15 protein-coding genes and 3 tRNA genes are annotated in these 23,493 nt (G+C 62.9%); 9 read left to right on the top strand and 9 right to left on the bottom strand.

The window, feature by feature from the left end; all coding sequences use genetic code 11:
• Positions 1-32: 32 nt before the first annotated feature.
• The 8 genes from metG to ilvD all read right to left on the bottom strand — a co-directional run bounded on the left by metG (position 33) and on the right by ilvD (position 12,785).
• Complete coding sequence (metG, locus tag ACIPY2_RS02650; protein ID WP_400264821.1) at positions 33-1,601, bottom strand: methionine--tRNA ligase; 1,569 nt, start codon at positions 1,599-1,601, stop codon at positions 33-35.
• A 35-nt stretch (positions 1,602-1,636) separates the two neighbouring features.
• A complete protein-coding gene (locus tag ACIPY2_RS02645) occupies positions 1,637-2,392 on the bottom strand; it encodes an ATP-binding cassette domain-containing protein (protein WP_347107745.1) in 756 nt (251 codons plus the stop codon).
• Positions 2,389-5,199: an FtsX-like permease family protein gene (locus ACIPY2_RS02640; protein WP_400264820.1), complete on the bottom strand. Its 2,811-nt coding sequence runs from the start codon at positions 5,197-5,199 to the stop codon at positions 2,389-2,391. Before ACIPY2_RS02640 ends, ACIPY2_RS02645 begins: the two co-directional genes overlap by 4 nt.
• 209 nt (positions 5,200-5,408) lie before the next feature.
• Positions 5,409-7,004, bottom strand: a complete 1,596-nt coding sequence (gene serA, locus ACIPY2_RS02635) for a phosphoglycerate dehydrogenase (protein WP_400264819.1) — start codon at positions 7,002-7,004, stop codon at positions 5,409-5,411.
• 249 nt (positions 7,005-7,253) lie between these two features.
• Positions 7,254-8,279, bottom strand: a complete 1,026-nt coding sequence (ilvC, locus tag ACIPY2_RS02630) for a ketol-acid reductoisomerase (protein ID WP_400264818.1) — start codon at positions 8,277-8,279, stop codon at positions 7,254-7,256.
• 79 nt (positions 8,280-8,358) lie between these two features.
• Positions 8,359-8,871, bottom strand: a complete 513-nt coding sequence (ilvN, locus tag ACIPY2_RS02625; RefSeq protein WP_021470923.1) for an acetolactate synthase small subunit — start codon at positions 8,869-8,871, stop codon at positions 8,359-8,361.
• Positions 8,872-8,873: 2 nt separating this feature from the next.
• The gene (locus ACIPY2_RS02620; RefSeq protein ID WP_400264817.1) at positions 8,874-10,775 is read right to left on the bottom strand and encodes an acetolactate synthase large subunit; all 1,902 of its coding nucleotides are present in this window, start codon (positions 10,773-10,775) and stop codon (positions 8,874-8,876) included.
• A 288-nt stretch (positions 10,776-11,063) separates the two neighbouring features.
• Positions 11,064-12,785, bottom strand: a complete 1,722-nt coding sequence (gene ilvD, locus ACIPY2_RS02615) for a dihydroxy-acid dehydratase (RefSeq protein ID WP_400264816.1) — start codon at positions 12,783-12,785, stop codon at positions 11,064-11,066.
• Positions 12,786-12,971: 186 nt separating this feature from the next.
• Between ilvD and ACIPY2_RS02610 the strand changes: the two genes are divergently transcribed.
• From ACIPY2_RS02610 to ACIPY2_RS02595, 4 genes are all read left to right on the top strand, one after another.
• Positions 12,972-13,928, top strand: a complete 957-nt coding sequence (locus ACIPY2_RS02610) for a hypothetical protein (RefSeq protein WP_400264815.1) — start codon at positions 12,972-12,974, stop codon at positions 13,926-13,928.
• Positions 13,929-13,963: 35 nt separating this feature from the next.
• Positions 13,964-15,046, top strand: a complete 1,083-nt coding sequence (locus ACIPY2_RS02605) for a PQQ-dependent sugar dehydrogenase (RefSeq protein ID WP_400264814.1) — start codon at positions 13,964-13,966, stop codon at positions 15,044-15,046.
• A gap of 117 nt (positions 15,047-15,163) precedes the next feature.
• Positions 15,164-15,239 (top strand) — tRNA-Lys (locus ACIPY2_RS02600).
• A gap of 190 nt (positions 15,240-15,429) precedes the next feature.
• Positions 15,430-15,505 (top strand) — tRNA-Lys (locus tag ACIPY2_RS02595).
• A gap of 91 nt (positions 15,506-15,596) precedes the next feature.
• On the opposite strand, the gene ACIPY2_RS02590 is transcribed toward ACIPY2_RS02595, so the two are convergent.
• Entirely contained in the window at positions 15,597-16,049 is a 453-nt protein-coding gene (locus tag ACIPY2_RS02590) for a MarR family winged helix-turn-helix transcriptional regulator (protein ID WP_400264813.1), read from the bottom strand.
• Positions 16,050-16,134: 85 nt separating this feature from the next.
• On the opposite strand from ACIPY2_RS02590, the gene bcp reads away from it, so the two are divergent.
• The 5 genes from bcp (at position 16,135) to ACIPY2_RS02565 (ending at position 23,489) form a co-directional block, all read left to right on the top strand.
• A complete protein-coding gene (bcp, locus tag ACIPY2_RS02585) occupies positions 16,135-16,608 on the top strand; it encodes a thioredoxin-dependent thiol peroxidase (protein ID WP_400264812.1) in 474 nt (157 codons plus the stop codon).
• A 63-nt stretch (positions 16,609-16,671) separates the two neighbouring features.
• A tRNA-Leu gene (locus ACIPY2_RS02580) sits at positions 16,672-16,753 on the top strand.
• A 260-nt stretch (positions 16,754-17,013) separates the two neighbouring features.
• On the top strand, positions 17,014-18,630 hold the full coding sequence (locus ACIPY2_RS02575; protein WP_400265100.1) for an ABC transporter substrate-binding protein: 1,617 nt from the start codon (positions 17,014-17,016) through the stop codon (positions 18,628-18,630).
• A 79-nt stretch (positions 18,631-18,709) separates the two neighbouring features.
• Positions 18,710-20,215, top strand: a complete 1,506-nt coding sequence (locus ACIPY2_RS02570) for a malate:quinone oxidoreductase (RefSeq protein ID WP_400264811.1) — start codon at positions 18,710-18,712, stop codon at positions 20,213-20,215.
• A 70-nt stretch (positions 20,216-20,285) separates the two neighbouring features.
• Entirely contained in the window at positions 20,286-23,489 is a 3,204-nt protein-coding gene (locus ACIPY2_RS02565) for an efflux RND transporter permease subunit (protein ID WP_400264810.1), read from the top strand.
• Positions 23,490-23,493: the final 4 nt, after the last annotated feature.

The following is a 23,493-nucleotide window of genomic DNA, read 5'->3' as shown; positions in this document are numbered from 1 at the left end:
GGAGGTGAGAGAGCGTTCGCCGTTTCGGGGCGTCAGGTGAGAGAGGGTTCGGCAGGTTCCTCGTAGCGCGGGAACACGGGAACAGGAGCGGGAAGCTCCGTGCCGGGCACAATCGGCGTGGCGATGGCAGCAAACTGGCGGGCCTCGCCTTCCGGCTGGCCAAGGACCTCAAGCAGCTTGGCGGACGACGACGGCATGACCGGCTGGGCGAGGATCGCCACGATCCGGACTACCTCCAAGGTGACGTACAGGACCGTATTCATGCGCTCGACGTCGGTCTTGCGCAACACCCATGGAGCCTGCTCGGCGAAGTAGGCGTTGGTATCTCCCAGCACCGTCCAGATGGCCTCGAGGGCACGGCTGAATTCCTGCTTCTCGAACGCACCCCGGGCAGTTTCCAGCAACGAACCGGCCTTGGCCAGCAATTCCTGGTCCTCAGCGCTGAATTCGCCGGGAACCGGGACCTTGCCTTCGCAGTTCTTGGCCACCATGGACAAGGACCGCTGGGCCAGGTTGCCGAAATTGTTGGCCAGGTCCGAGTTCATTCGACCGACAATGGCTTCATGGTTGTAGCTGCCGTCCGCACCGAACGGAACCTCGCGCAGGAAGAAGAAACGGCACTGGTCCAAGCCGTAGCGCTCCACGAAGTCCTGCGGAGCCACCACGTTGCCGAGCGACTTGGACATCTTCACGCCGTTGTTGGTGAGGAAGCCGTGGATCATGACGCGCTTGGGCAATTCGAGCCCTGCACTCATGAGGAACGCCGGCCAGTAGATGGCGTGGAAACGCGAGATGTCCTTGCCGATGACATGCACGTCGGCTGGCCAGAACTTCTTGAAGGACTCCGACTCGACGTCCGGGTAGCCTGCACCGGTGAGGTAGTTGGTAAGCGCGTCCACCCACACGTACATGACGTGCTTCTCGTCGCCCGGCACGGGAACGCCCCAGTCAAAGGTGGTGCGGCTGATCGAGAGGTCCTCGAGGCCGCGCTTCACAAAGCTGATGACCTCGTTGAAACGGGACTGCGGGGCGCCGAACTCCGGCTGCTCCTCGTAGAGGGCAAGCAACTTTTCCTGGTAGGCGGAAAGCCGGAAGAAGTAGCTCTCCTCCGCCGTCCACGTCACCAGAGTGTCCGTTTCCTTGGAATAGCGGAGGCCGTCCTCCTTCACCACGGTATCGTCCTCGACGTAGTAGGCCTCGTCGCGGACGGAGTACCACCCCTCGTACTTGGAAAGGTAGATATCGCCATTGGCTTCCATCTTTTTCCAGATGGCCTGCGAGGCCGCATAGTGGTCAGCGTCCGTCGTACGGATGAAGCGGTCATGGGAGATGCCCAGGTCCTGGCTCATCTGCTTGAAGGCGGCCGAATTGCGGTCAGCGAGTTCCTTCGCCGTGAGGCCTTCCTTCTCGGCGGACTGCTGCATCTTGAGTCCGTGCTCATCCGTACCCGTCATGAAGAAGACTTCATGTCCGTCCAGGCGCTTGAAGCGCGCCATGGCATCAGTGGCGATGACCTCATAGGCATGCCCGATGTGCGGCACGCCGTTGGGGTAGCTGATGGCCGTGGTGATGTAGAACGGGGATTTCTCTGCAGACGTCACTCTAAGAAGTTACCTTTATTTTCGGTGTGGAGAAGCTAGTTAAGCTCGGTCAGCGTATCGCTGAGCCGGACCAGTTCATGGTCGTGTGACGCCACGAGTACCGCGATGCCATCGCTGGTGGTGTCCTTCAGGATTCCGATGATGCGGTTGGCGGCCGCGCGGTCAAGGCTGGCCGTGGGCTCATCGACCACCAGGACGCGGGTACCGAGGATCAGTGCGCGGGCGATCGCGACACGCTGGCGCTCACCACCGGAGAGCTGGGCGGGGCGGTGACGCATGCGGCGGCCCAGGCCTACCAGGTCCAAAAGGTCCTTGGCCATTTCGGTCCGCTGTTCCACCTCACCATCAGGCACGGCCGGCAGGAGGACGTTCTCCAGCGCGCTCATGCCGTCAATCAAGGCACCGCCCTGGTCGACGTACCCGATGAGCGCCCGGCGGCGGTCGGCGATTTCGTCGTCGCCCATCGCCTCCAGCGAATGGCCCTCCCAAAAGACCTTGCCCGACGTCGGCAGCGTCAGTCCGGCACTCACGGTCAGGATACTGGTCTTGCCGGAGCCGCTACGGCCGGCGATGCAGTGCATTTCACCCGCGTGGAGGGTCAGGTTGAAGTCATCGACGACGTCGACCTCCTCGGCACCGCCCTTGTCGCCACCGTAGTGGATGGTGACGCGGCTGAGCTCCAAGGGGGTGGCATGGTCTGCGGCCTTCACGATCGTGTTGGCACGGGTTTGCAGCGACTCTTCCGTGGATTCCGGGGTCGCCGTCAGCTCGGGGTTGGGAGTCTCGGTCATTTGACTACTTTCGTTGCAATCGGAATCCAGCAAATTACGGCCAGCAGACCAGCCAGCCCGGCCCACAGGGCAGCATAGGGTGCCAGGAGGAGGCCCAGTCCCAGTGCGCCGAGGACGCCCAGGGGAAGTGCCACTGTGCCCACCAGGGCGTTTTCGAAGAACCGGACCTGGCCCAGCATGTCAGGGTTCCAGCCCATGGCACGCAAGGTGCCAAGGTATTCGCGCTTGGCGTGCAGTTCGAAGCGGCCGGTGACCAATGTCAGCAGCAAGCCGACCAGGACGCCGAACACTGCCAGGATGACACTGGGCAGCGCCACGCTCGCCGCGGCAAGGCCACTGAGCGCGCTGGCGCCCGCGGCGCGGGGAATATCTATCAGCAGGGCAATCAGTGCACCCACAGCGGCGCCGAAGACACCTACAGCCACGGCCAAAGAGATCGAGTTGAACCGGTTGGTAGTGAGTTGCCTGTTGGCGAATGTCAACGGCGAATCCACGGTCACGAGGCGATCGTCGTGCTGCGGTTCCTGGTCCACCACTACGCGGTGGCGCAACTGCTGGGCCGCGAGGAGGGCAGCACCGGCGTAGATGATCAGCATCGTCACCGAAACAATCACGGTGGCGAGGTTCCAGCTAAGGAGGCTCAGGATGATACCTGCTGCCGCCAGGGCGGCAGCTCCCACGGCGAATTCTTCCAGGACCCAGGACCTGATGCGCTTCTGGGTCCAGCCCATCGCGCGGAGGATTCCCGCTTCGCTCCTGCGTTGGCGGATGTAGCTGACGGTCGAGGCGCCGGTCAGCAGGGTGGCGCCGAGCAGGGTCAGGAAGAGGAGCGTGACGTTGGTACCGGTCAGCGATCCGGAAACGGCGTCGGCAGCGTCCTGGCGTACCCACGACTGCTGGACGGTGCCGAGCGGGGACTCTTTGCCGGAATCATCCTTGCTGTAGCCGGGCACGAAGATGTTGGCATCTTCACGGGCCGAGCCCGCCACCACGGTCGCTTCAAGGCCCAGTTCCCGGATCTGGGTAGCCAGTTTCTCAACTTCCGGCTGTGCCTGCTTCCAGTTGCCCGTGGCGCTGGCACGGACCCGGATGGCGTCAATGACGTTGGCATTGGAGTCGTAACCGCGTGCAGCCGCAAGGCCGTAGTAGTCCGTGATGGCACCCGCGGATTGGCTGACGAGGCCGGTGGCGCTCAAGGAAGGCTTGAGCTGGGTGTTATTGGCATCCTTGCCTTGGGCATCCTTTGCCAGGGTCATGGGCGCGGGATCGTAGCCACCGAGCGGGAGCTTGTTCACATCGCCGGCCGCGGCCTGGACGTCAGCCGGGTTGAAGGTGCCGTAGACCATTGGCATGGGGGTGGCAGGCTTCTTTCCGGTGGCGAGGTCCTCGCGGTAGGAGCGCTCATCAACAGGCTTGCGCTGGGTCTGGTCCACAGCCGCGCCGAACGAAGACTTCTCCGGAAGGCGGTTGACGGTCACCCAGTCCCCCGGCGTAGCGGTCTTGTCCGTGGCACCGTTCGCGGCTGCATCGCCGTCCTTGTACTTCGGCGCGGCGGCAAAAGCCGTGCTCCAGGTAGCGGGGTCATAAAGGCCCTGGCCGAAGGAGGCTGTGCTGCCCAGCAGCTTGCTGTGGTCGGTGGATCCCGGCCACTCGAGGGCGAAGGGAGACTTGGAGACGAACGGCAGGTAGTCCTTGTCCAGCGAACGCGTCACGGTGCCGACGTCGTTGACCACCTTGCCGCTGGAGTCGATCTCTTCGATCTTGACGGAGTACTGGAGGTCCAGAGAGGTGCCCGAGCGGACGATGAGCGGGATGGCCTGGGAGTCGTCCGTCAGGAGGCCGTCGCGCTTGGCCTGCTGGTACTGGGTCATCAGCGGGGCCCAGTACTTCAGCTTCACGCCAAGGAAGTCGGGGCCTTCTTCAAGTTGCTGCATGCTCAGGCCCGTGGTGAAGAGACTTTCGAAGTGCCGGCCGATTGCCCCGGCGTTGCGGGCATCGGCGGGCGGCGCCTTTTGAAGCGGTGCCAGGAAGTCTCCGGCGGAACCCAAAAGCGCCCTTTCGGCGGCCGGGTCGACGGCGACGACGGACTCGGTCACCTCAGGGGCCAACGGCAGGGCCACCGAAAGGTTGAACAGGTTGTGCTCGGAGCCCAAGGCCGGAGCCGGGAACTTGATGCCGGTTTCGCCGTCGGGTCCGGCGATGCGGACATTGCTGCCGCCGGTGGTCTGCTCCTGGACCAACCGGCCCTTGCCCAGCGTGCCCTCGGCGCTGGTCTTGAACAGGGTCTGCTGGTTGACGCCGTCGGAGCTCGTCGCCGTGGCGGTAAGCCGGTACTTCTTGGGAGTTGCGGACAGGACCGATTCTGCGGCGGGCCACTTGCTGGAGTCCATGGCGGAGGGGTCACCGGCGGTTACGGCACCTGCGAGGCCGGCGTTGTAGCCGAGGTAGTCCATGGCGTTCAGCCGCGGTGCCTCAAGGTTCTGCGAAACCCGGGAAACCAGGCTGATGGGCGCCGCGACGGCCGTCTGGCCCATGGAGCGGATCTTGTCCAGCTGGTCGAAGCTGATTCCTCCCTGGCCGTTGGCAATCTCCGGCTGGATCAGCGCACCGCCCCCGCCGTCCTTCGCCTGGTCAGGCTTGGCCTGGACCAGGATGTCGTAGAGACCGCGCGAGTTCTCATCCACGGTCCGGTTCAGAGCCGCCTGCGACTGGCTCTGGACGAGGACTGACAAGCACATCGCGACGATCAAAATGGCCGCGGTCAGCAGCAGCACACGGCTTCTGATGAACCTTTGGACGGCGTTCATTGGGCTCCCTGAGACCTTGATTGCGGGCGCGCACACATGGGCCGCGACCCCTCAAAAACACAAAGGAATCCCGCGCTGTATGTGCAAAAAGTAGTGGCCGGCCTGCTGCCGGGTCCGAATTCCGGACCCAGCCATTGTAAGCAGACCGGCCACTCCGGCGCGTCAGAGGCGTGTCCCCGGCACGCCAAAATCAGCTAATAGGATGACGCCTAGTCCTCGAGGTCGACTTCGCGGACCATGTCGGCGCCGATGCCTGCCTTGATTGCTTCCAGGACCTGCTGCGGGACGGAGCTGTCGATCGTCAGGAGGGCCAGGACCTGGCCCCCCTCAGTCTGCCGCGCCACCTGCATGCCGCCGATGTTGATGTTGTTCATGCCCAGGATGTGGCCGATGGTGCCGATAACGCCGGGGCGGTCGGCATAGGCCACCACAACCAGGTGTTCGCTGATCGGAATCTCGACGTCGTAGCCGTTGACGCCCACCAGTTTCTCCACCTGCTTGGGCCCGGTGAGGGTACCTGCCACGGAGATCTGGGAACCGTCGCTGAGGGCTCCTCGGATGGTCAGGACGTTGCGGTAGTCCTCTGCGTCAGGAGTGGTGATCAGGCGCGTGTTGATGCCGCGCTGCTCGGCGATCACGGGCGCGTTGACGTAGGAAACCTGCTCGGTCACGACGTCGGCGAAGACGCCCTTCAGGGCAGCCAGCTCAAGGACCTTGACGTCAAGTGCCGCGATCTCGCCGGCAACCTCCACATCGATCTGGGTCAGCGAAGCGTGGGTGAGGGCGGTGAAGATTCGCCCAAGCTTTTCGATCAGCGGGATGCCGGGACGGATGTCGCTGGCGATGACGCCGCCGGCCACGTTGACGGCGTCCGGCACGAGCTCACCGGCAAGGGCGAGACGCACGGACTTGGCCACGGACACGCCGGCCTTCTCCTGGGCCTCGTCGGTGGAGGCGCCAAGGTGGGGAGTCACCACCACGTTGTCGAGTTCGAAGAACGGCAGGTCGGTGCTGGGCTCCTTGACGAAGACGTCCACGCCGGCGCCGGCGATCTGGCCTTCCTTCAACGCGGTGTACAGCGCTTCCTCATCCACCAGTCCGCCGCGGGCAACGTTGATGACGTACGCGGACTCCTTCATCTTGCGGAAGGCGTCGGCGCCCAGCATGCCCACGGTTTCGGGCGTCTTGGGCATATGGATGGTGATGAAGTCCGCATTTTCCAGGAGTTCATCGAGCGTGACGAGCTTGACGCCGAGCTGGGCGGCCCGGGCGGAAGTGATGTAGGGGTCGTACGCCAGGATTTCGGTGTCGAAGCCTTGGAGGCGTGCCGCTACCAAGGCGCCGATGCGGCCCAGGCCGATGATGCCGATCTTTTTCTCGAACAGTTCAATACCCGTGTACTTGGAACGCTTCCATTCGCCGTTCTTGAGGGCGGAGCTTGCCTGGGGAATATGGCGGGCCAGGCTCAGGATGTGCCCCACGGTGAGTTCGGCGGCAGAGACGATGTTGGAGGTGGGCGCGTTGACCACCATGACGCCTGCCTGGGTTGCGGACTTGATGTCCACGTTGTCCAGCCCTACGCCTGCTCGGGCAATGACCTTGAGGTTCTTGGCGGCGGCGATGGCTTCGGCGTCAACCTGCGTGGCCGAACGGACCAGGATGGCATCGACGTCGGCAATGGCGGACAGCAGTTGGGAGCGGTCGGCGCCGTCGGTCTGGCGGATTTCGAAATCCGGGCCCAGCGCCTCGATCGTGGCGGGCGAGAGTTCCTCGGCGAGGAGGACGACGGGTTTGGTGGCTGACACGGGTGGCACCTTACTTTGGACAACTTGGGAACAGTACTGGACAAGGAGCGGATGCGGGGCCCGGGCACGACGCCGGACAGGCCCAGAATATCGAATCGGGACCTCGATTCCGGCGCCCGCTCAGGGATGTTACGGGCCGGACACGCCGGTTGTGAAGAAGTTCACAGTCCTTCGAAGGGAATCGAAAGACGCATGAAACGGACAATGCCCGCCCGGCTGAAGTGCCGGACGGGCATTGCATCGAAGAAATCAGCGTGCAGCCGAGCCTTCGACGTAGTCCTCGTCCTGCTGCTGCCAGGAGAAGAGCGAACGCAGCTCGCGGCCAACTTCTTCGATCGGGTGCTTCTCAGCCTTGGCGCGGAGTTCCTTGAACTCGACGGCGCCGTTGTCCTGGTCGTCGATGAAGCGCTTGGCGAAGGCACCGTTCTGGATGTCCGCGAGGACAGCCTTCATGTTTTCCTTCACCTCGGGGGTGATGACGCGGGGGCCGGAGACGTAGTCGCCGTACTCAGCGGTGTCGGAAACGCTCCAGCGCTGCTTGGCGATGCCGCCCTCCCACATGAGGTCAACGATGAGCTTGAGCTCGTGAAGAACCTCGAAGTAGGCGATCTGCGGCTGGTAGCCGGCCTCGGTCAGGGTTTCGAAGCCGTACTGGACCAGCTGGGAAACGCCGCCGCAGAGAACCGCCTGCTCACCGAACAGGTCGGTTTCGGTCTCTTCGGTGAAGGTGGTCTTGATGACACCGGCGCGCGTGCCGCCGATTGCCTTGGCGTAGGACTTGGCCAGGTCCCAAGCGGAACCGGAAGCGTCCTGCTCGACGGCGATGATGTCCGGGATGCCACGTCCGGCTTCGAATTCGCGGCGCACGGTGTGGCCCGGTGCCTTCGGAGCGATCAGGATGACGTCGACACCGGCCGGAGCCTCGATGTAGCCGAAACGGATGTTGAAGCCGTGGGCGAAGGCGAGGGCCTTGCCCTCGGTCAGCTTGTCCTTGATGGAGTCGTTGTAGATCGCACGCTGGTGCTGGTCCGGCGCGAGGATCATGATGACGTCGGCCCATTCGGCGGCGTCGGCAACGTTCTTGACCGTGAAGCCTGCGTCCTGTGCCTTGGCGGTCGACTTCGACCCGTCCTTGAGCGCGATGACAACCTCGACGCCGGAATCGCGCAGGTTGAGCGCGTGGGCGTGGCCCTGGGAGCCATAGCCGACAATGGCAACCTTGCGACCCTGGATGATCGACAGGTCTGCGTCGTCGTCGTAGAACATTTCAGTCACTTGCGTAACTCCTCTTGAGTGGATTTCTCGATATTGATGGTGGTGCTGCGGTATTGGGCGTTGCCCGCGCGGGCATGGCTCACGCGGAGCGAAGCGCCCTGTCACTCATGGAGCGGGATCCCCGTCCAACGGCCAAGGTGCCGGACTGCACAATTTCGCGGATGCCGAACGGCTCAAGCACTGAAAGCAGTGCTGCGAGCTTTTCCGGGGTACCGGTTGCCTCTATCACCAACGAGTCGGTAGACACATCGACGACGGCGGCACGGAACAGGTCTGCAGCCTGGGTAACCTGCAGACGTGTTGCGGCATCCGCACGTACCTTGACCAGGATGTGGTCGCGTTGTACGGAAGATTCTGAAGTCAGCTCAACAATCTTGATCACGTTGACCAACTTGTTGAGCTGCTTGGTGACCTGCTCGATCAAGTCGCCGTCGGCGTCGACGACCACAGTCATGCGGGACATGCCGGGAACCTCGGTGGGTCCCACAGCCAGGGAGTTGATGTTGAATGCACGCCGGGCAAAGAGGCTGGCCACGCGGGTCAGCACGCCGGGCTTGTCTTCTACCAGAACGGACAGTGTGTGGCGGGTCATGCCTAGTCCTCCTCTTCCCATTCCGGGGTCATGTTTCGGGCAACCTGGATCTGGTCATTGCTGACGCCTGCGGGCACCATCGGCCAGACCATCGAGTTGGGGCTCACGACGAAGTCGATGACCACGGGGCGGTCGTTGATTTCGAGGGCCTTCTGGATGGTGGCGTCGATGTCCTCGTCACGCTCGCAACGGAGTGCGGCGCAACCGTAGGCGTCTGCCAGCTTGACGAAGTCCGGGATACGGATGGTGTCGTGGCCGGTGTTGAGGTCCGTGTTGGAGTAGCGGCCCTCGTAGAAGAGGGTCTGCCATTGACGGACCATGCCCAGCGACGAGTTGTTGATGATGGCTACCTTGATTGGGATGTTGTTGATGGCGCAGGTAGCCAGTTCCTGGTTGGTCATCTGGAAGCAGCCGTCGCCGTCGATGGCCCAAACCACGCGGTCCGGCTCGCCGACCTTGGCGCCCATCGCCGCCGGCACGGAGTAGCCCATGGTGCCTGCGCCGCCGGAGTTGAGCCAAGCATGCGGGCGCTCATAGTTGATGAACTGCGCAGCCCACATCTGATGCTGGCCGACGCCGGCAACATAGATGCCTTCAGGACCGGTCAGCTCACCGATGCGCTTGATGACACGTTGCGGCGCAGACAGGCCGTCTTCCGGCTCGGTCCAGCCCAAGGGGTAGGTATCGCGCAGGTTGCCCAGGAAGGCCCACCACGAGTCGAGGTCCGGCGTTCCGCTTTGCTCAAACTGGGCCTTCACGGCCTCGGTCAGCTCCGGAATGATCTCCTTGACCGAACCTACGATCGGCACATCGGCCGTGCGGTTCTTGGAGATCTCCGCAGGATCGATGTCCGCGTGGATCACTTTGGCGAACGGGGCGAAGGTCTTGAGCACGCCCGTGACGCGGTCATCGAAGCGCGCGCCCAGGGTGATCAGCAGGTCTGCCTGCTGGAGCGCCGTCACGGCCGAAACCGAGCCGTGCATGCCGGGCATGCCCACGTGCTGCGGGTGCGAGTCGGGGAAAGCTCCGCGCGCCATCAGTGTGGTGACCACCGGAGCGCCCGTTGCCAAGGCCAGCTCCATCAGTTCGGCCGAAGCGTGGCCCTTGACCACGCCTCCACCTACATAAAGGACAGGCTTGCTCGAGGCAGCGATCAGCTTGGCCGCCTCACGAACCTGCTTGTTGTGTCCACGGACCACCGGGCGGTAACCGGGAAGGTCCACCTTCGGCGGCCAGGAGAAGGTCATCTGGCCAACCTGGGCGTCCTTGGCGATGTCCACGAGCACCGGGCCCGGACGTCCGGTGGAAGCCAGGTGGAAGGCTTCTGCCATGACATGCGGGATGTCGTTGGGGTCGGTCACCAGGAACGAGTGCTTGGTGATGGGCATGGTGATGCCCACGATGTCGGCTTCCTGGAAGGCATCGGTACCGATGACCCCGCTGGAAACCTGGCCAGTGATGGCAACCATCGGTACGGAGTCCATATGGGCATCCATGATGGCGGTGACGAGGTTGGTGGCACCGGGGCCCGAGGTGGCGATGCAGACGCCAACCCGTCCGGTAACCATGGCGTAGCCTTGCGCGGCGTGGCCGGCTCCCTGTTCGTGACGGACCAGGATGTGATTCATGCTGGAGGCCATCAAGGGGTCGTAGGTGGGCAGGATCGCGCCACCGGGCAAACCGAAAATATCGTCCACGCCGAGTTCTTCGAGCGAACGGACAATTGCTTGCGAGCCGGTCATCACCGTTGGGGGTACAACGTTGTTCGGCCCAAGTACAGGAGAGAGAGGTGCAGCAGCGTCGACGACGGTGTCAGCCGTACGGTCGACCTTTTCCGGAGCTTTAGGGGCTCCAGCGGACTTTGCAGCCATCAGCGAGGGGCTGATCGGCGATCCTTTGCTCATCGGACTCTTCCTTAGTGGATCTTCAAATGGTGGGTCTTGCAAATAAAAAAACCCCTCAGCCTTCCGGCTCTTCGAGGGGTTTGCGCGTGACAGTTCGTTACCAGTCGGGCTATGCCACGCGCTTGGTAAGGACGACGACGCCGACGGTAACGAATGAGATCATGCGTTCAGTGTTCCCTCAAAGTGAGATACGTGTCAATCGAGCACAATCGTATCCCACTATTTGGACATCGATGTCCAAGTTCCGGACTCCGCCGCCCAAAAGGGCGGCGGAGTCCAAAGCGGTAACTACCCGCAGTAAGCGCCCGTGGAGGCACTGTGGACGAGCTTGGCGTACTTGGCGAGGACGCCCTTGGTGAACTTGGCAGGAAGCGGCTGCCAGCCTTCCTTGCGGGCTTCCAGCTCCGCTTCATCAACCAGGAGGTCGAACGAACGGGCTGCGATGTCCACGCGGATGCGGTCGCCGTCCTTCACGAAGGCGATGGGACCGCCGTCGACCGCTTCAGGCGCAACGTGGCCGATGCACAAACCGGTGGTGCCTCCCGAGAAGCGGCCGTCCGTCAGGAGCAGGACGTCTTTCCCGAGGCCCGCACCCTTGATGGCACCGGTGATGGCCAGCATCTCGCGCATGCCGGGACCGCCCTTGGGACCTTCATAGCGGATCACCACGACGTCGCCCTTGTGGATTTCGCCGTTGTCCAAAGCATCCAACGCACCCTGCTCACGTTCGAACACCCGGGCGGTTCCCTCAAAGACATCGGCATCGAAGCCGGCGCTCTTCACCACCGCACCCTCCGGAGCCAAGGAACCGTGGAGAATCGTGATCCCTCCGGTCTTGTGGATGGGGTTGTCCAGTGCACGCAGGATCTTGCCGTCCAGGTCCGGCGGGTTGATCGAGGCGAGGTTCTCGGCGAGGGTCTTGCCCGTCACCGTGAGGCAGTCGCCGTGCAGCAGCCCGGCGTCGAGCAGTGCTTTCATGATGACCGGCACGCCGCCGATCCTGTCGACGTCGGTCATGACATAGCGGCCAAACGGCTTGAGGTCGCCGAGGTGCGGAATCTTGTCGCCGATGCGGTTGAAGTCAGCGAGCGTCAATTCCACATTCGCCTCGCGGGCGATCGCAAGCAGGTGGAGGACGGCATTCGTGGAACCACCAAACGCCATGGTCACCGCGATGGCATTCTCAAAGGCCTTCTTGGTCATGATGTCCCGCGCGGTGATTCCAAGGCGCAGCAGGTTCACCACCGCTTCGCCGGACTTGCGGGCAAAGTCATCACGACGGCGGTCTGCCGATGGCGGGGCGGCGGATCCGGGAAGTGACATTCCCAAGGCTTCGCCGATACAGGCCATGGTGTTGGCCGTGTACATGCCGCCACACGCGCCTTCGCCCGGGCAGATGGCCTTTTCGATGCGGTCCAGGTCCTCGCGGCTCATTTTCCCGGCGGCGCATGCGCCTACGGCCTCGAAGGCGTCAATCAACGTGACTTCCTTCTCCGAGCCGTCCTCCAACTTGACCCAGCCGGGCATGATGGAGCCCGCGTAGAGGAACACGCTGGCGAGGTCGAGCCGCGCAGCAGCCATGAGCATGCCGGGGAGGGACTTGTCGCAGCCGGCCAGCAGTACCGAGCCATCGATGCGTTCGGCTTGCATCACCGTTTCCACGGAGTCGGCGATGACCTCGCGCGAGACAAGGGAGAAGTGCATACCCTCGTGGCCCATGGAGATCCCGTCGGAAACGGAAATGGTTCCGAACTGCATCGGGAATCCACCGCCTGCGTGAACGCCTTCCTTGGCGCCTTGGGCAAGCCTGTTGAGGGAAAGATTGCAGGGCGTGATCTCGTTCCAGGAACTTGCGACGCCGATTTGCGGCTTTGCGAAATCGTCGTCTCCCATGCCCACGGCACGGAACATTCCGCGTGCGGGAGCTGCGTGAATGCCGTCAGTGACAACCCTGCTGCGGGGTTTGATGTCCGGCGCATTGTCTGTGGAAATCCGGGTGGTCTCACTCATGACCCAAAGTCTATGTGCCACCACCCTGCAGGGAACCGGCGCAAAGCGGGAAAAAGCCAAAATACCGAATATTTCCGGCGCGGCCGGTGCCGGCAGAAGTGCTGGACAGCCCATAAACAGCCACGTAACGTCGGGAACACCACTCACTGGAAGCACTGCAAACCCGGTTAGCAGAAGGGCAACACCATGGAATGGCTGATTGGTGTCATCGTTATTGTTCTGATCGTCGCAATTGTCTGGTGGCTTGCCAGCCGGAGAAGGAATACGACAACCGCACCACCTGCTGCCACTGAACCCGGCTTCACCTCGTCCGTACCGGAGACCGCAGCCGCAGCGGCCGGTGTAGCCGGACTGGCCGGGGTCACCAATTTGGGCAGGGAAGCCGCCGAAGGCAGCGGCCCCGTCGCGGAGGACACAGCCGTTGAAGAAGCGGAAGCCCGTCGCGCGGAAGAAGAGGAACGCGCCGCGGAGGTACCCGATGCTGCAAATCAGCAACCCGTGGTGGCCAATGAACCTGAGATCAGCTCCCCCGTGCTTGACGAACCCGTGGTGGATGAGCCCGTGGTGGACACCAATACCAAGGTGGATACAGCGGGCGGGGGCGACGTGGACGACTGGGAGTCGAGCCGGCCGCAGGCGCCGGCGGCCGGCGCCAGTGCGGCAACGGAGACGGATGCCGGGGGCGTTACTGCCGACGACGTGACGCGCGCCGACGGCGCACCGGAGAGGGCCGCAGCGGACAGGGCCGAGTGGGAGGCCTCATGGACGGATGCCGCAGGTACGCCCACCCACCATCACGAGTACACCGATCCGCACTCCCCCACGCTGCCCGGCGCGGAAACAGCTGCGGCAGAAACGGCTGCCGAAGGAACCGCCGGAGAATCCGCCGAAGAACAGGGCCAATCCCCGGCCACAGCAGCAGGCCATCTGGCCGCTGAACACCCGTACGGGGCAGGCTCCGTCGGCGCGGCATCCGACGGCGCGGCCCCCGAGGGCTACCCGGTTAAGGGCGACGCCGCCACCATGACCTACCACGACGAGGACAACAGCGGTTACGCCGACGCTCCGGCGGACGTTTGGTTCGAATCGGCCGCCCACGCGGAAGCGGCAGGTTTCCGGCCACCCCGCCGGGGCCGCCACTAGACCGGCCCGCAATCGGCACGGTCGGCGGGCTGAGGATGCGCGGATTGGCCGGAGCTTGGGCGGCGAGGGCGGCGTTCCTGCTGTGCTCGGTGGCCCTTGGCGTGGCGGCCTGCACAGGCGTCCCATCAGACCCAGGCACCTCCGGGACCTCAGCGGGCCGGCTCGAGGTGGTGGGCAAGCTCGACGCCGGACTGCAGATTCCGTGGTCGGTGGTGTTCCTGCCGGACGGCACAGCTGTGGTTTCGGAGCGCGATACGGCGCTCCTCAAGGGAATCCGGGACGGAAAGGCCACCACTATAGGTGAGGTGTCCGGCGTCGTGCCTGGCGGTGAAGGCGGGCTGCTGGGCCTGGCACTTTCACCGCGGTTCACTACCGATCGCTGGCTTTACGCCTACTTCACCTCGGCGACGGACAACCGCATCGCACGGATGAAGCTCGCGCCGGATGGCTCCGGAAGCCTGGCGCTGGGCACTCCGGAGGTGTTGTTTTCCGGCATTCCCAAGGCCACCACCCACAACGGCGGAAGGATCCGCTTCGGTCCGGACGGCTACCTCTACGCCGGCACCGGCGACTCCCAGCGCCGTGAGCAACCGCAGGACACCAGTGCCTTGGGTGGAAAGATCCTTCGGCTGACGGCGGACGGGAAAGCCGCTCCGGGCAATCCCTTTGGCGACAACCCCGTCTACAGCTACGGGCATAGGAACGTCCAAGGACTGGCGTGGGACGCCGGGGGCCGTCTGTGGGCCACAGAGTTCGGTCCTGACGTTGACGACGAACTGAACCTCATAGTCCCCGGCGGGAACTACGGTTGGCCGACCGTCACCGGGGCGCCGGGCCGCGAAGGTTTTATCGACGCCAAGATCGTATGGCGGTCGACGGCGGATGCCTCGCCGAGCGGCTTGGAAATATTTGACGGAGTGGCCTATACGGGAGCGCTGCGCGGCCAGCGTCTCTGGACTGTTGCACTCGACGGCGAAACTGCGTCCAAACCCGTGGCTTTCTACACCAATCAGTTTGGCCGACTGAGGGACGTCGCCAAGGCACCGGATGGCACCCTTTGGGTTCTTAGTAACAACAGGAACCCCGATTTCGCGCTGATTCTGCGGCGTGCCGAGTGACCCCTCCTCCGGCCCATGGCGCCGATTTCACACAAGTGCCAAAGTCGTGTAGAGTTACTTGTCGTTGCGGAGATCGCCAAGGAAATAAAAGCCCTGGGTTGATTGAAATCAACAGCTGCACCTCTAGCTCAACTGGCAGAGCAATTGACTCTTAATCAATGGGTTCCGGGTTCGAGTCCCGGGGGGTGCACCAAGGAAAGGCCTTGAAGCTACTTCGCTTCAAGGCCTTTTTTATGTCTCCGCTCGCCTCGCAAAAACCTGGGCATGGCTTGCGTCACTCTTTTGCAATTCTGGTCATCTGCGCCCGAAATGTGGTGTAGAGTTATCTGTCGTTGCGGAGGTCAACAGGGAAAAGAATTACCCGAAAGACCCGAACAACAGCTGCACCTCTAGCTCAACTGGCAGAGCAATTGACTCTTAATCAATGGGTTCCGGGTTCGAGTCCCGGGGGGTGCACCAAAGAAAAGGCTCCGACCGTCATTGACGGTTCGGAGCCTTTTGTTATGCCCTGAGTAACCGGGCCCTTGCGGGCCCGGAGACGGAACGGAAATCAGGGGTTTGCTTCTTCGCTGGGTTCCTCGACGGCCGGGGCGCCAATGAGCCCGCGGACCACGATCCGGAGTTCGTCCCGGAGCCGGGCCGTATCAACGGCAACAGGGGCCAGGACATCCTGCTCAAGCTTTACGGCTTCGGAAAGCGCGGAAATCCCAGCTTCCGTGAGGGTCACCACATGACTGCGGCGGTCCGAGTCGCTGCGGTGCCGGGTAACGTGCCCGTGCAGCTCCAGCCTGGCCAAGGTGGTGCCCATTGTCTGGGCTTTCACGCGCGCAACTTCGGCCAGCGCGGCCTGCGTGATGGGCCCTTTGGCAGCAAGGACCTGCATGGCAATAACGCCTGCATGGGTCAGGCCGATCGACTTTAATTTTTCATTCCACGAGATTTCCACGAGCCGCGCAGCGGTCGAAAGCAGTCGCGTCGTGGGCCATCTCTCCATATCAGGCATGCCGCCAGTATATGCGCGCGACCGGTGAAGCCGTGGCTTCTGCACACTAAACTGAGGAATCGCCCACGTTATCAAGGAGCAAATTTTGGCGGAACGACTCATTCCTGGAGACCCTGCCCCGGACTTCACACTTCAGGACAAGGACGGCAAGTCCGTCCGACTCTCGGACTTCCGGGGTAAGAAAACCATCGTCTACTTCTACCCGGCAGCGTCCACTCCGGGATGCACCAAGCAGGCCTGCGACTTCCGCGATTCCCTTGCCTCGCTGCAGGGGGCCGGTTACGAGGTACTGGGAGTTTCCCCGGATCCCGTCCCCGCGCTTGCAAAGTTCGCCGAAGAAGAGGAACTGACCTTTCCACTGTTGTCGGACGAAGACCACACGGTGGCCGAGGCCTACGCTGCCTGGGGCGAGAAGAAGAACTATGGACGCACATACATGGGATTGATCCGGTCCACGATCGTGGTGGATCCCGAAGGAAAGGTCTCCCTGGCCCAGTACAACGTCCGGGCAACCGGCCACGTGGCCAAGTTGCGGCGAGACCTCAAGCTCGAAAACTAACGGGTACACTGGAGGCCGGGCATCCGGCCGATGCCCTCCCCAGGGGACCGGCCAAGCCAGCCAGCGCGAGTGGTGAAATTGGCAGACACGCAGGATTTAGGTTCCTGTGCCTTCGGGCGTGGGGGTTCAAGTCCCCCCTTGCGCACAGTGGAAGTACCCGCACAACGGAATTACCCACGAATGCTGAAAACCCCCGGTTCCCTGAACCGGGGGTTTTCTCCGGGAACGGGGAACGTGCTCCCTGGGCATGTTCCCGGAGGAACCTGACGGGGCCCACAGGACGTTCAACTAGACTGGAACGCGGTCTGGCCCAAGCCGACCAAAAACACTTCCGACCGGCTTGAGGGGACAAGAGTGGCAAGCAGAAAGATGCGGCGCCTGGCAATCCAATGCGCAGCCGTGGTCATGGCCTTGGGATTGGCCGCCTGCACGGGAACCGCCGGACCCGCGCCGTCCTCGTCTGCCGGTAGTGCCACACCCTCAACGCCCACGGCGACCTTCAACTTCGGCACCGCCTCCATGCCCTTGGGCCTGGACCCCGCGATGACCTCGGATTCGGAAGCCTACAGGGTGACGCGCCAGGTCCTCGAAGGTTTGGTAGGGGTGGACGGGTCAACCGGACAGACCACTGCCCTGTTGGCCACAGAGTGGAATGACAGCAACAACGGCCTCACCTATGACTTCACCCTCCGTGAAAAAGTCACATTCCACGATGGCACACCCTTCGATGCTGCCGCCGTCTGCGCAAACTTCAACCGCTGGTTCACCTTCCCGGCCGACCTTCGCAAGCAGGCTCCGGGAATCCAGTTCCAGAGCGTCTTCAAGGCTTACTCCGACGAGCCCGTGTTCTCCATCTTCAAGGACTGCAAGGCGGTCTCGGCCAGCAAGGTGCAGATCAACCTGACCCGCCCGTTCACGGGATTCCTCCAGGCACTCACTCTCCCGGCGTTTGCGATCTCGTCCCCGACAGCCTTGGCAGCGCAGAAGGCCAACGTCCTGGACACCGTCAAGAACGGCCAGGCCATCTCGGCTTATGCAAACCATCCGGTGGGCACCGGACCGTACAAGTTCGACTCCTGGGACGATCAAAAGGTCACTCTCAGCACCAACGCGGCGTACTGGGGCAACCGTGGCCAGATCGCCACGATCAATTTCATTCCCTACGACCGCGCGGAGACAAGGCAGCAGGCGCTGCTGGACGGCAAGATCGATGCCTACGACCTCGTGACGCCAAGCACGTTCGACCAATTGGTCAAAAAGGGTGTCCAGATCATCCAGCGCGACCCCTTCTCCGTGATGTACCTGGGAATCAACCAGGCAGTGGCGCCGTTGGACAAGCTCGAGGTCCGCCAGGCAATCGAGATGTCAATCGATAAGGAAACGCTGATCCGGCGGTTCTTCATCGACAACACGGCACAGGCAACCCAGTTTGTCCCGCCCAAGCTCAGCGGCTTCAACAACAACGCTCCTTCTTTGGGCTATAACCCGGACAAGGCCAAGGAACTGCTGAAGAAAGCCGGCTACAACGGCGAGGAACTGAAGTTCTACTACCCCTTGAACGCAACCCGGGCCTACCTGCCTACCCCGGAAAAGATCTACGCCGAGATCAGCCGCCAGCTCGTTGCGGTAGGGATCAACATCAAGCCTGTTCCCATCGATTGGGAAGACGGCTACCTCCAGAAAGTCCAGTCCCCCGGCGACCATGCCTTTCACTTGCTTGGCTGGAACGGTTCCTATGCCGATGCCGACAACTTCCTGGGACCGCTTTTTGGTGAAACGCGCGCCGAGTTCGGCTACTCGGACGCCGAGGTCTTCCACAAGATCGAACGCGCCCGCGCCCTGCCCAACGGTGACGGACGGAACACCGAATACCAATCGATCAACGCGGCGATCGCCTCGTCCGTCCCGGCTGTGCCGATCGCCTTCCCCATCTCGGCACTCGCCCTGTCCAACAAGGTGGAAAGCTACCCGGCTTCACCGGTCCTCAATGAAGTTTTTACAAACGTCCGCCTAAAGTCTTGACGAACCCCGGCAATTTCAGTATTGGGACCGCACGGGGATATTCTGTGACAGCCAGTGCCGCCGCTATCGGAGATTGATTGTGACCTTCATTTCCAAGACTCAACATGCCGACGTCGTCCTTATTGGCGGCGGAATCATGAGTGCCACCCTCGGTGCGTTCATCAAGCAGCTTGAACCCACCTGGACCATCTCCCTGTTCGAACGCCTCGACGAAGCAGGCCTGGAAAGCTCGGGCCCGTGGAACAACGCCGGCACCGGACACGCCGCGCTCTGCGAGCTGAACTACTCCCCTGCAGCCAAGGACGGCTCGGTGGATCCTTCCAAGGCCATCCACATCAACGAGCAGTTCCAGCTTTCCCGCCAGTTCTGGTCCCACCTTGTGGACAGCAAGGTCATCGGCTCGCCGAAGGGATTCATCAACACGGTTCCGCACATGAGCTTCGTCATCGGCGACGACCATGCGGACTTCCTGAAGACCCGCTATGAGGCGCTCAAGCCCAACACGCTGTTCCGCAGCATGGAATACACCGAGGACCAGGCGCAGATTGCCAAGTGGGCGCCGTTGATCGTCAAAGGACGGGACCGGAAGCAGCGAGTCGCGGCAACCCGCGCAGCCGAAGGCACCGACGTCGATTTCGGCGCGCTGACCCGCGAACTGACCGGTTACTTGCAAAGCAGCGGCGCCGAGGTCAACTACGGCCATGACGTCACCAACGTGGACAGGGCCTCCGGCGGCGGTTGGGACCTCTCCCTCAAGCACCGCAAGTCCGGCGAGCACGGGCGCATCCACGCCAAGTTCGTCTTCGTTGGCGCCGGTGGCGGTGCCTTGCACCTCCTGCAAGCCTCGGGCATCCCGGAAAGCAAGGGCTACGGCGGTTTCCCGGTTTCCGGCCAGTTCTTCCGCTGCACCGATGAATCCATCACCTCGCAGCACAGTGCCAAGGTTTACGGACAGGCTTCTGTTGGCGCACCGCCCATGTCCGTGCCCCACTTGGACACCCGTTTTGTGGACGGCAAGCGTTCGCTCCTGTTCGGACCGTACGCAGGTTTCTCCACCAACTTCCTGAAGACCTCCAGCTACCTGGATCTTCCCTTGTCCATCCGTCCGGGAAACATCATCCCTATGCTGGCAGTGGCCAAGGACAACATGGACCTCACCGCCTACCTCATCAAGGAAGTAGCCAAGCGCCACGAGGCCAAGGTGGAATCCCTCCGCGAGTACTACCCCGAAGCCGCCGGCGGCGATTGGGAACTCATCACGGCCGGACAGCGTGTACAGATCATCAAGAAGCACCCGCAAAAGGGCGGCATCCTGCAGTTCGGCACCGAGGTCATTGCTTCGCGCGATGGCTCAATCGGTGCCCTGCTTGGCGCATCCCCCGGAGCATCCACCGCAGTACCGATCATGATCGAGCTCCTGCAGAAGTCCTTCCCGAAGAACTTCAAGGGCTGGCAGTCCAAGCTCAAGGACATGATGCCGGGCTACGGCGTGAAGCTCAACGAAAACCCGGAGCTTGCCGCTGAACTTGAGGCAAGCACCGCACGGTCCTTGCAGCTGGACAGCGCACCGGCCCTCCGGAGCTGATCTCCGCATAGGCCCCACGGGAACCTGTTCCCGCCAATCGAATACTCCGTAGATCTCAGGAGACTTTGCAATGTTCCGCTTGGCCACGTTGTCCCTGGGAAACCGGGCCCTGATCGCGCTGATCACCGTCTTTGCGGCGGTGTTCGGCGTGATCACCATGGGCTCGCTGAAGCAGGAACTCATTCCCTCCATCGAGTTCCCGCAGATCACGGTGGTCACCTCCATGCCGGGCGCCTCCCCGGAGGTTGTGGACAAGCAACTCAGCCGACCGCTGGAAACCGCGTTGAACAGCGTCGAGGGGCTGGAGTCCACGACGTCGACCTCCCGCAACGGCGTCTCGCAGATCACCATGGTCTTCACCTACGGTTCCAACCTGGACCGGGCGCGAAACCAGATCGACCGGGCCATCTCCAACGCCAAGCGGGTACTGCCCGCCGACGTCGAGCCCCAATCCATCGCCGGCAACATCAGCGACTTTCCCATCGTGTTCCTGGCCGTTTCATCCGACAAGCCGCTGAGCGAGCTCAACGCCGACCTCCAACGCCTCAGCGTTCCGCGGCTGCAGAAGATCGACGGCGTCCGGGGCGCCGATGTGACGGGCGGGGCTACGCAGCACATCCTGATCCAACCCCGCCCGGCTGACCTTGCCACCACCGGCACAAACGTGCAGTCCATCAGCGCCGCACTGAAGAACAACGGCACACTTGTTCCAGTAGGGACCGTCGAGGACCAGGGCAAGACCCTGTCGCTCCAGCTGGGCAGCCCCGTGGACTCGGTTGACGTCATCAAGGGCCTGCCGCTGGCCGGCGCCAAAAATGCGGCAACCATCGGAGCCGTGGCCGATGTCAGCATCGAGGACAACGAGCCCACCTCCATCACCCGGACCAACGGCAAGCCAACGCTCGCCCTCTCCGTGACGAAAAAGCCTGAAGGCGATACCGTGGCGATTTCACATGCCGTACGCGACGCCATAGCACCCATGGAGGCTGAGCTCGGCAACAACGCCGTGTTCACCCCCGTTTTCGACCAAGCGCCGTTCATCGAAAAATCCATCAAGGACCTCACCACCGAAGGCCTGCTGGGCCTGGGCTTCGCTGTGGCGGTGATCCTCGTCTTCCTGATGTCCGTCAGGTCCACTCTGGTGACGGCCGTTTCCATCCCGCTTTCGCTGTTGATCACGTTCATCGGCATCTCGGCCACCGGATACTCGCTGAACATCCTCACTCTTGGCGCGCTGACCATCGCGATCGGCCGCGTGGTTGACGATTCGATCGTGGTCATAGAGAACATCAAGCGCCACCTGAGTTACGGCGAGTACAAGCTTGCCGCGATTGTCACCTCGATCCGGGAAGTCGCGGGTGCTATTACAGCCTCGACACTGACCACGGTGGCAGTCTTCCTGCCGATCGCATTCGTAGGCGACCTCGCAGGGGAACTGTTCAGGCCCTTCGCATTGACAGTGACCATCGCGCTCCTGTCGTCATTGTTGGTCTCGCTGACCATCGTGCCCGTCCTGGCCTACTGGTTCCTGGCAGCTCCGAAGGCGCAGGAAGCAGGCGGGACCGAAGCTGCGCGCGCCGCCGCGGACAAGGCCCGCGAAGCGGAGCGGAAATCCCGCTTGCAGCGCGGCTACCTGCCCATCCTTGCCAAGACCCAAAAACATCCTGTCATCACGCTTTCGGCCGCGGTGGTCATCCTCCTGGCCACAGTGGCGGTCTCTCCCCTGCTTGCCACGGACCTTCTGGGCCGCTCTGGTGAGAACAGCATGACAGTGCGCCAGGTGCTGCCCGCAGGCACGAGCCTGGAAGCCACCAGCAACGAGGCAGCAAAGATTGAGGATGCACTCCGAGGCATGGAGGGCATCAAGGACGTCCAGGTAACCTCGGGCAATGCCCAGACAGGCTTTGCCGCCCTGACGTCCACCGGCGCATCCAACTCCACGTTCACGATTGTCACTGACGAGAAAGCAAACCAGAAGAAGCTCCAAGACGATGTGCGGGCCAAGCTTGAAGGCCTGCCCGGCAAGATCACCGTGGGCTCGCAGCAGGGTGGATTCGGAACGTCCTCCACTGTTGACATCACCATCAAGGCCGCCAACTCCGCCGATCTGCAGGCAGCCAGCGATGCCATGGTCAAGGCGATGGACGGGGTTCCGGGCAGTACCGAGGTGTCCACCAACCTTGCCTCGAGCCAACCGGTGGTCCAGGTGCGCGTGGACCGTGCCAAGGCAGTCGCCGCCGGATTGACCGAGGAACAGGTAGGCGCGTTCCTCGCCTCGACGGTCAGCCCGGTCCCTGCTGGTACGGTGCGCATCAATACCAATGACTTCCCGGTGCAGATCGGCAAGGGAACACGCTTCACCAGCATCGCGGCCATCAAGGCACTCCAACTTCCCACGTCGCGGGGTCCCGTCCCGCTTGAGACGATTGCCGCCGTCGAGCAGGTCGACACGCCGGTGTCCATCACCAGCAGCAACGGCCAGCGCACCGCGAAGGTGACCGTGACGCCGTCGGGATCCAACCTGGGCAGCGTCAGCAGCGCTGTGCAGGAGCGGCTGAAGTCCGTTCAGCTGCCGGCAGGCGTCACAGCCGCGATCGGCGGCGCCACCACCCAGCAGGCAGATTCGTTCCGCCAGTTGGGGTTGGCGCTGCTGGCGGCGATCGCCATCGTCTACGTCATTATGGTGGCGGCCTTCAAGTCCCTGGTCCAACCGTTGATTCTTCTGGTCTCGGTGCCCTTCGCCGCGACGGGTGCCGTGGGGCTGCTGTTGCTGACCGGCGTTCCGTTGGGGCTGCCCTCCCTGATCGGCATGCTGATGCTCGTGGGCATTGTGGTGACCAACGCGATCGTGCTGATCGACCTCATCAACCAATACCGGAAGCCGCACGACGGCCGTCCCGGAATGTCCGTGGCGGACGCCATCACGCACGGGGCGCGGCAACGACTTAGGCCGATCCTCATGACGGCGCTGGCTACGGTCTTTGCCTTGACGCCCATGGCCCTGGGACTCACGGGCGGTGGCGGTTTCATCTCGCAGCCGCTGGCGATCGTGGTCATCGGCGGCCTGGTTTCCTCCACGGCGCTGACACTGGTCCTGGTCCCGGTTCTCTACAAGCTGGTCGAGGGCCGTCGTGAGAGGAAGCAGTTGCAGAAGGCGCTCCTGCAGAAGCCGGAGGTCTCCGCTCATGGCGGCGGCGACGGGTTCGCCGACTGGACCACGGGCGCCGTACCGCGCGTGACGGGTCGCCGGGCGGCACACAACCCCGCGGAATAGCCCT

Origin of the sequence: Paenarthrobacter sp. NPDC089675, from assembly GCF_044749185.1 — a bacterium.
In the GTDB taxonomy this organism is placed as follows: Bacteria; Actinomycetota; Actinomycetes; order Actinomycetales; family Micrococcaceae; genus Arthrobacter.
Note: the sequence above shows the minus strand (reverse complement) of the source record. Positions and strands in the feature narration are given on the sequence as shown.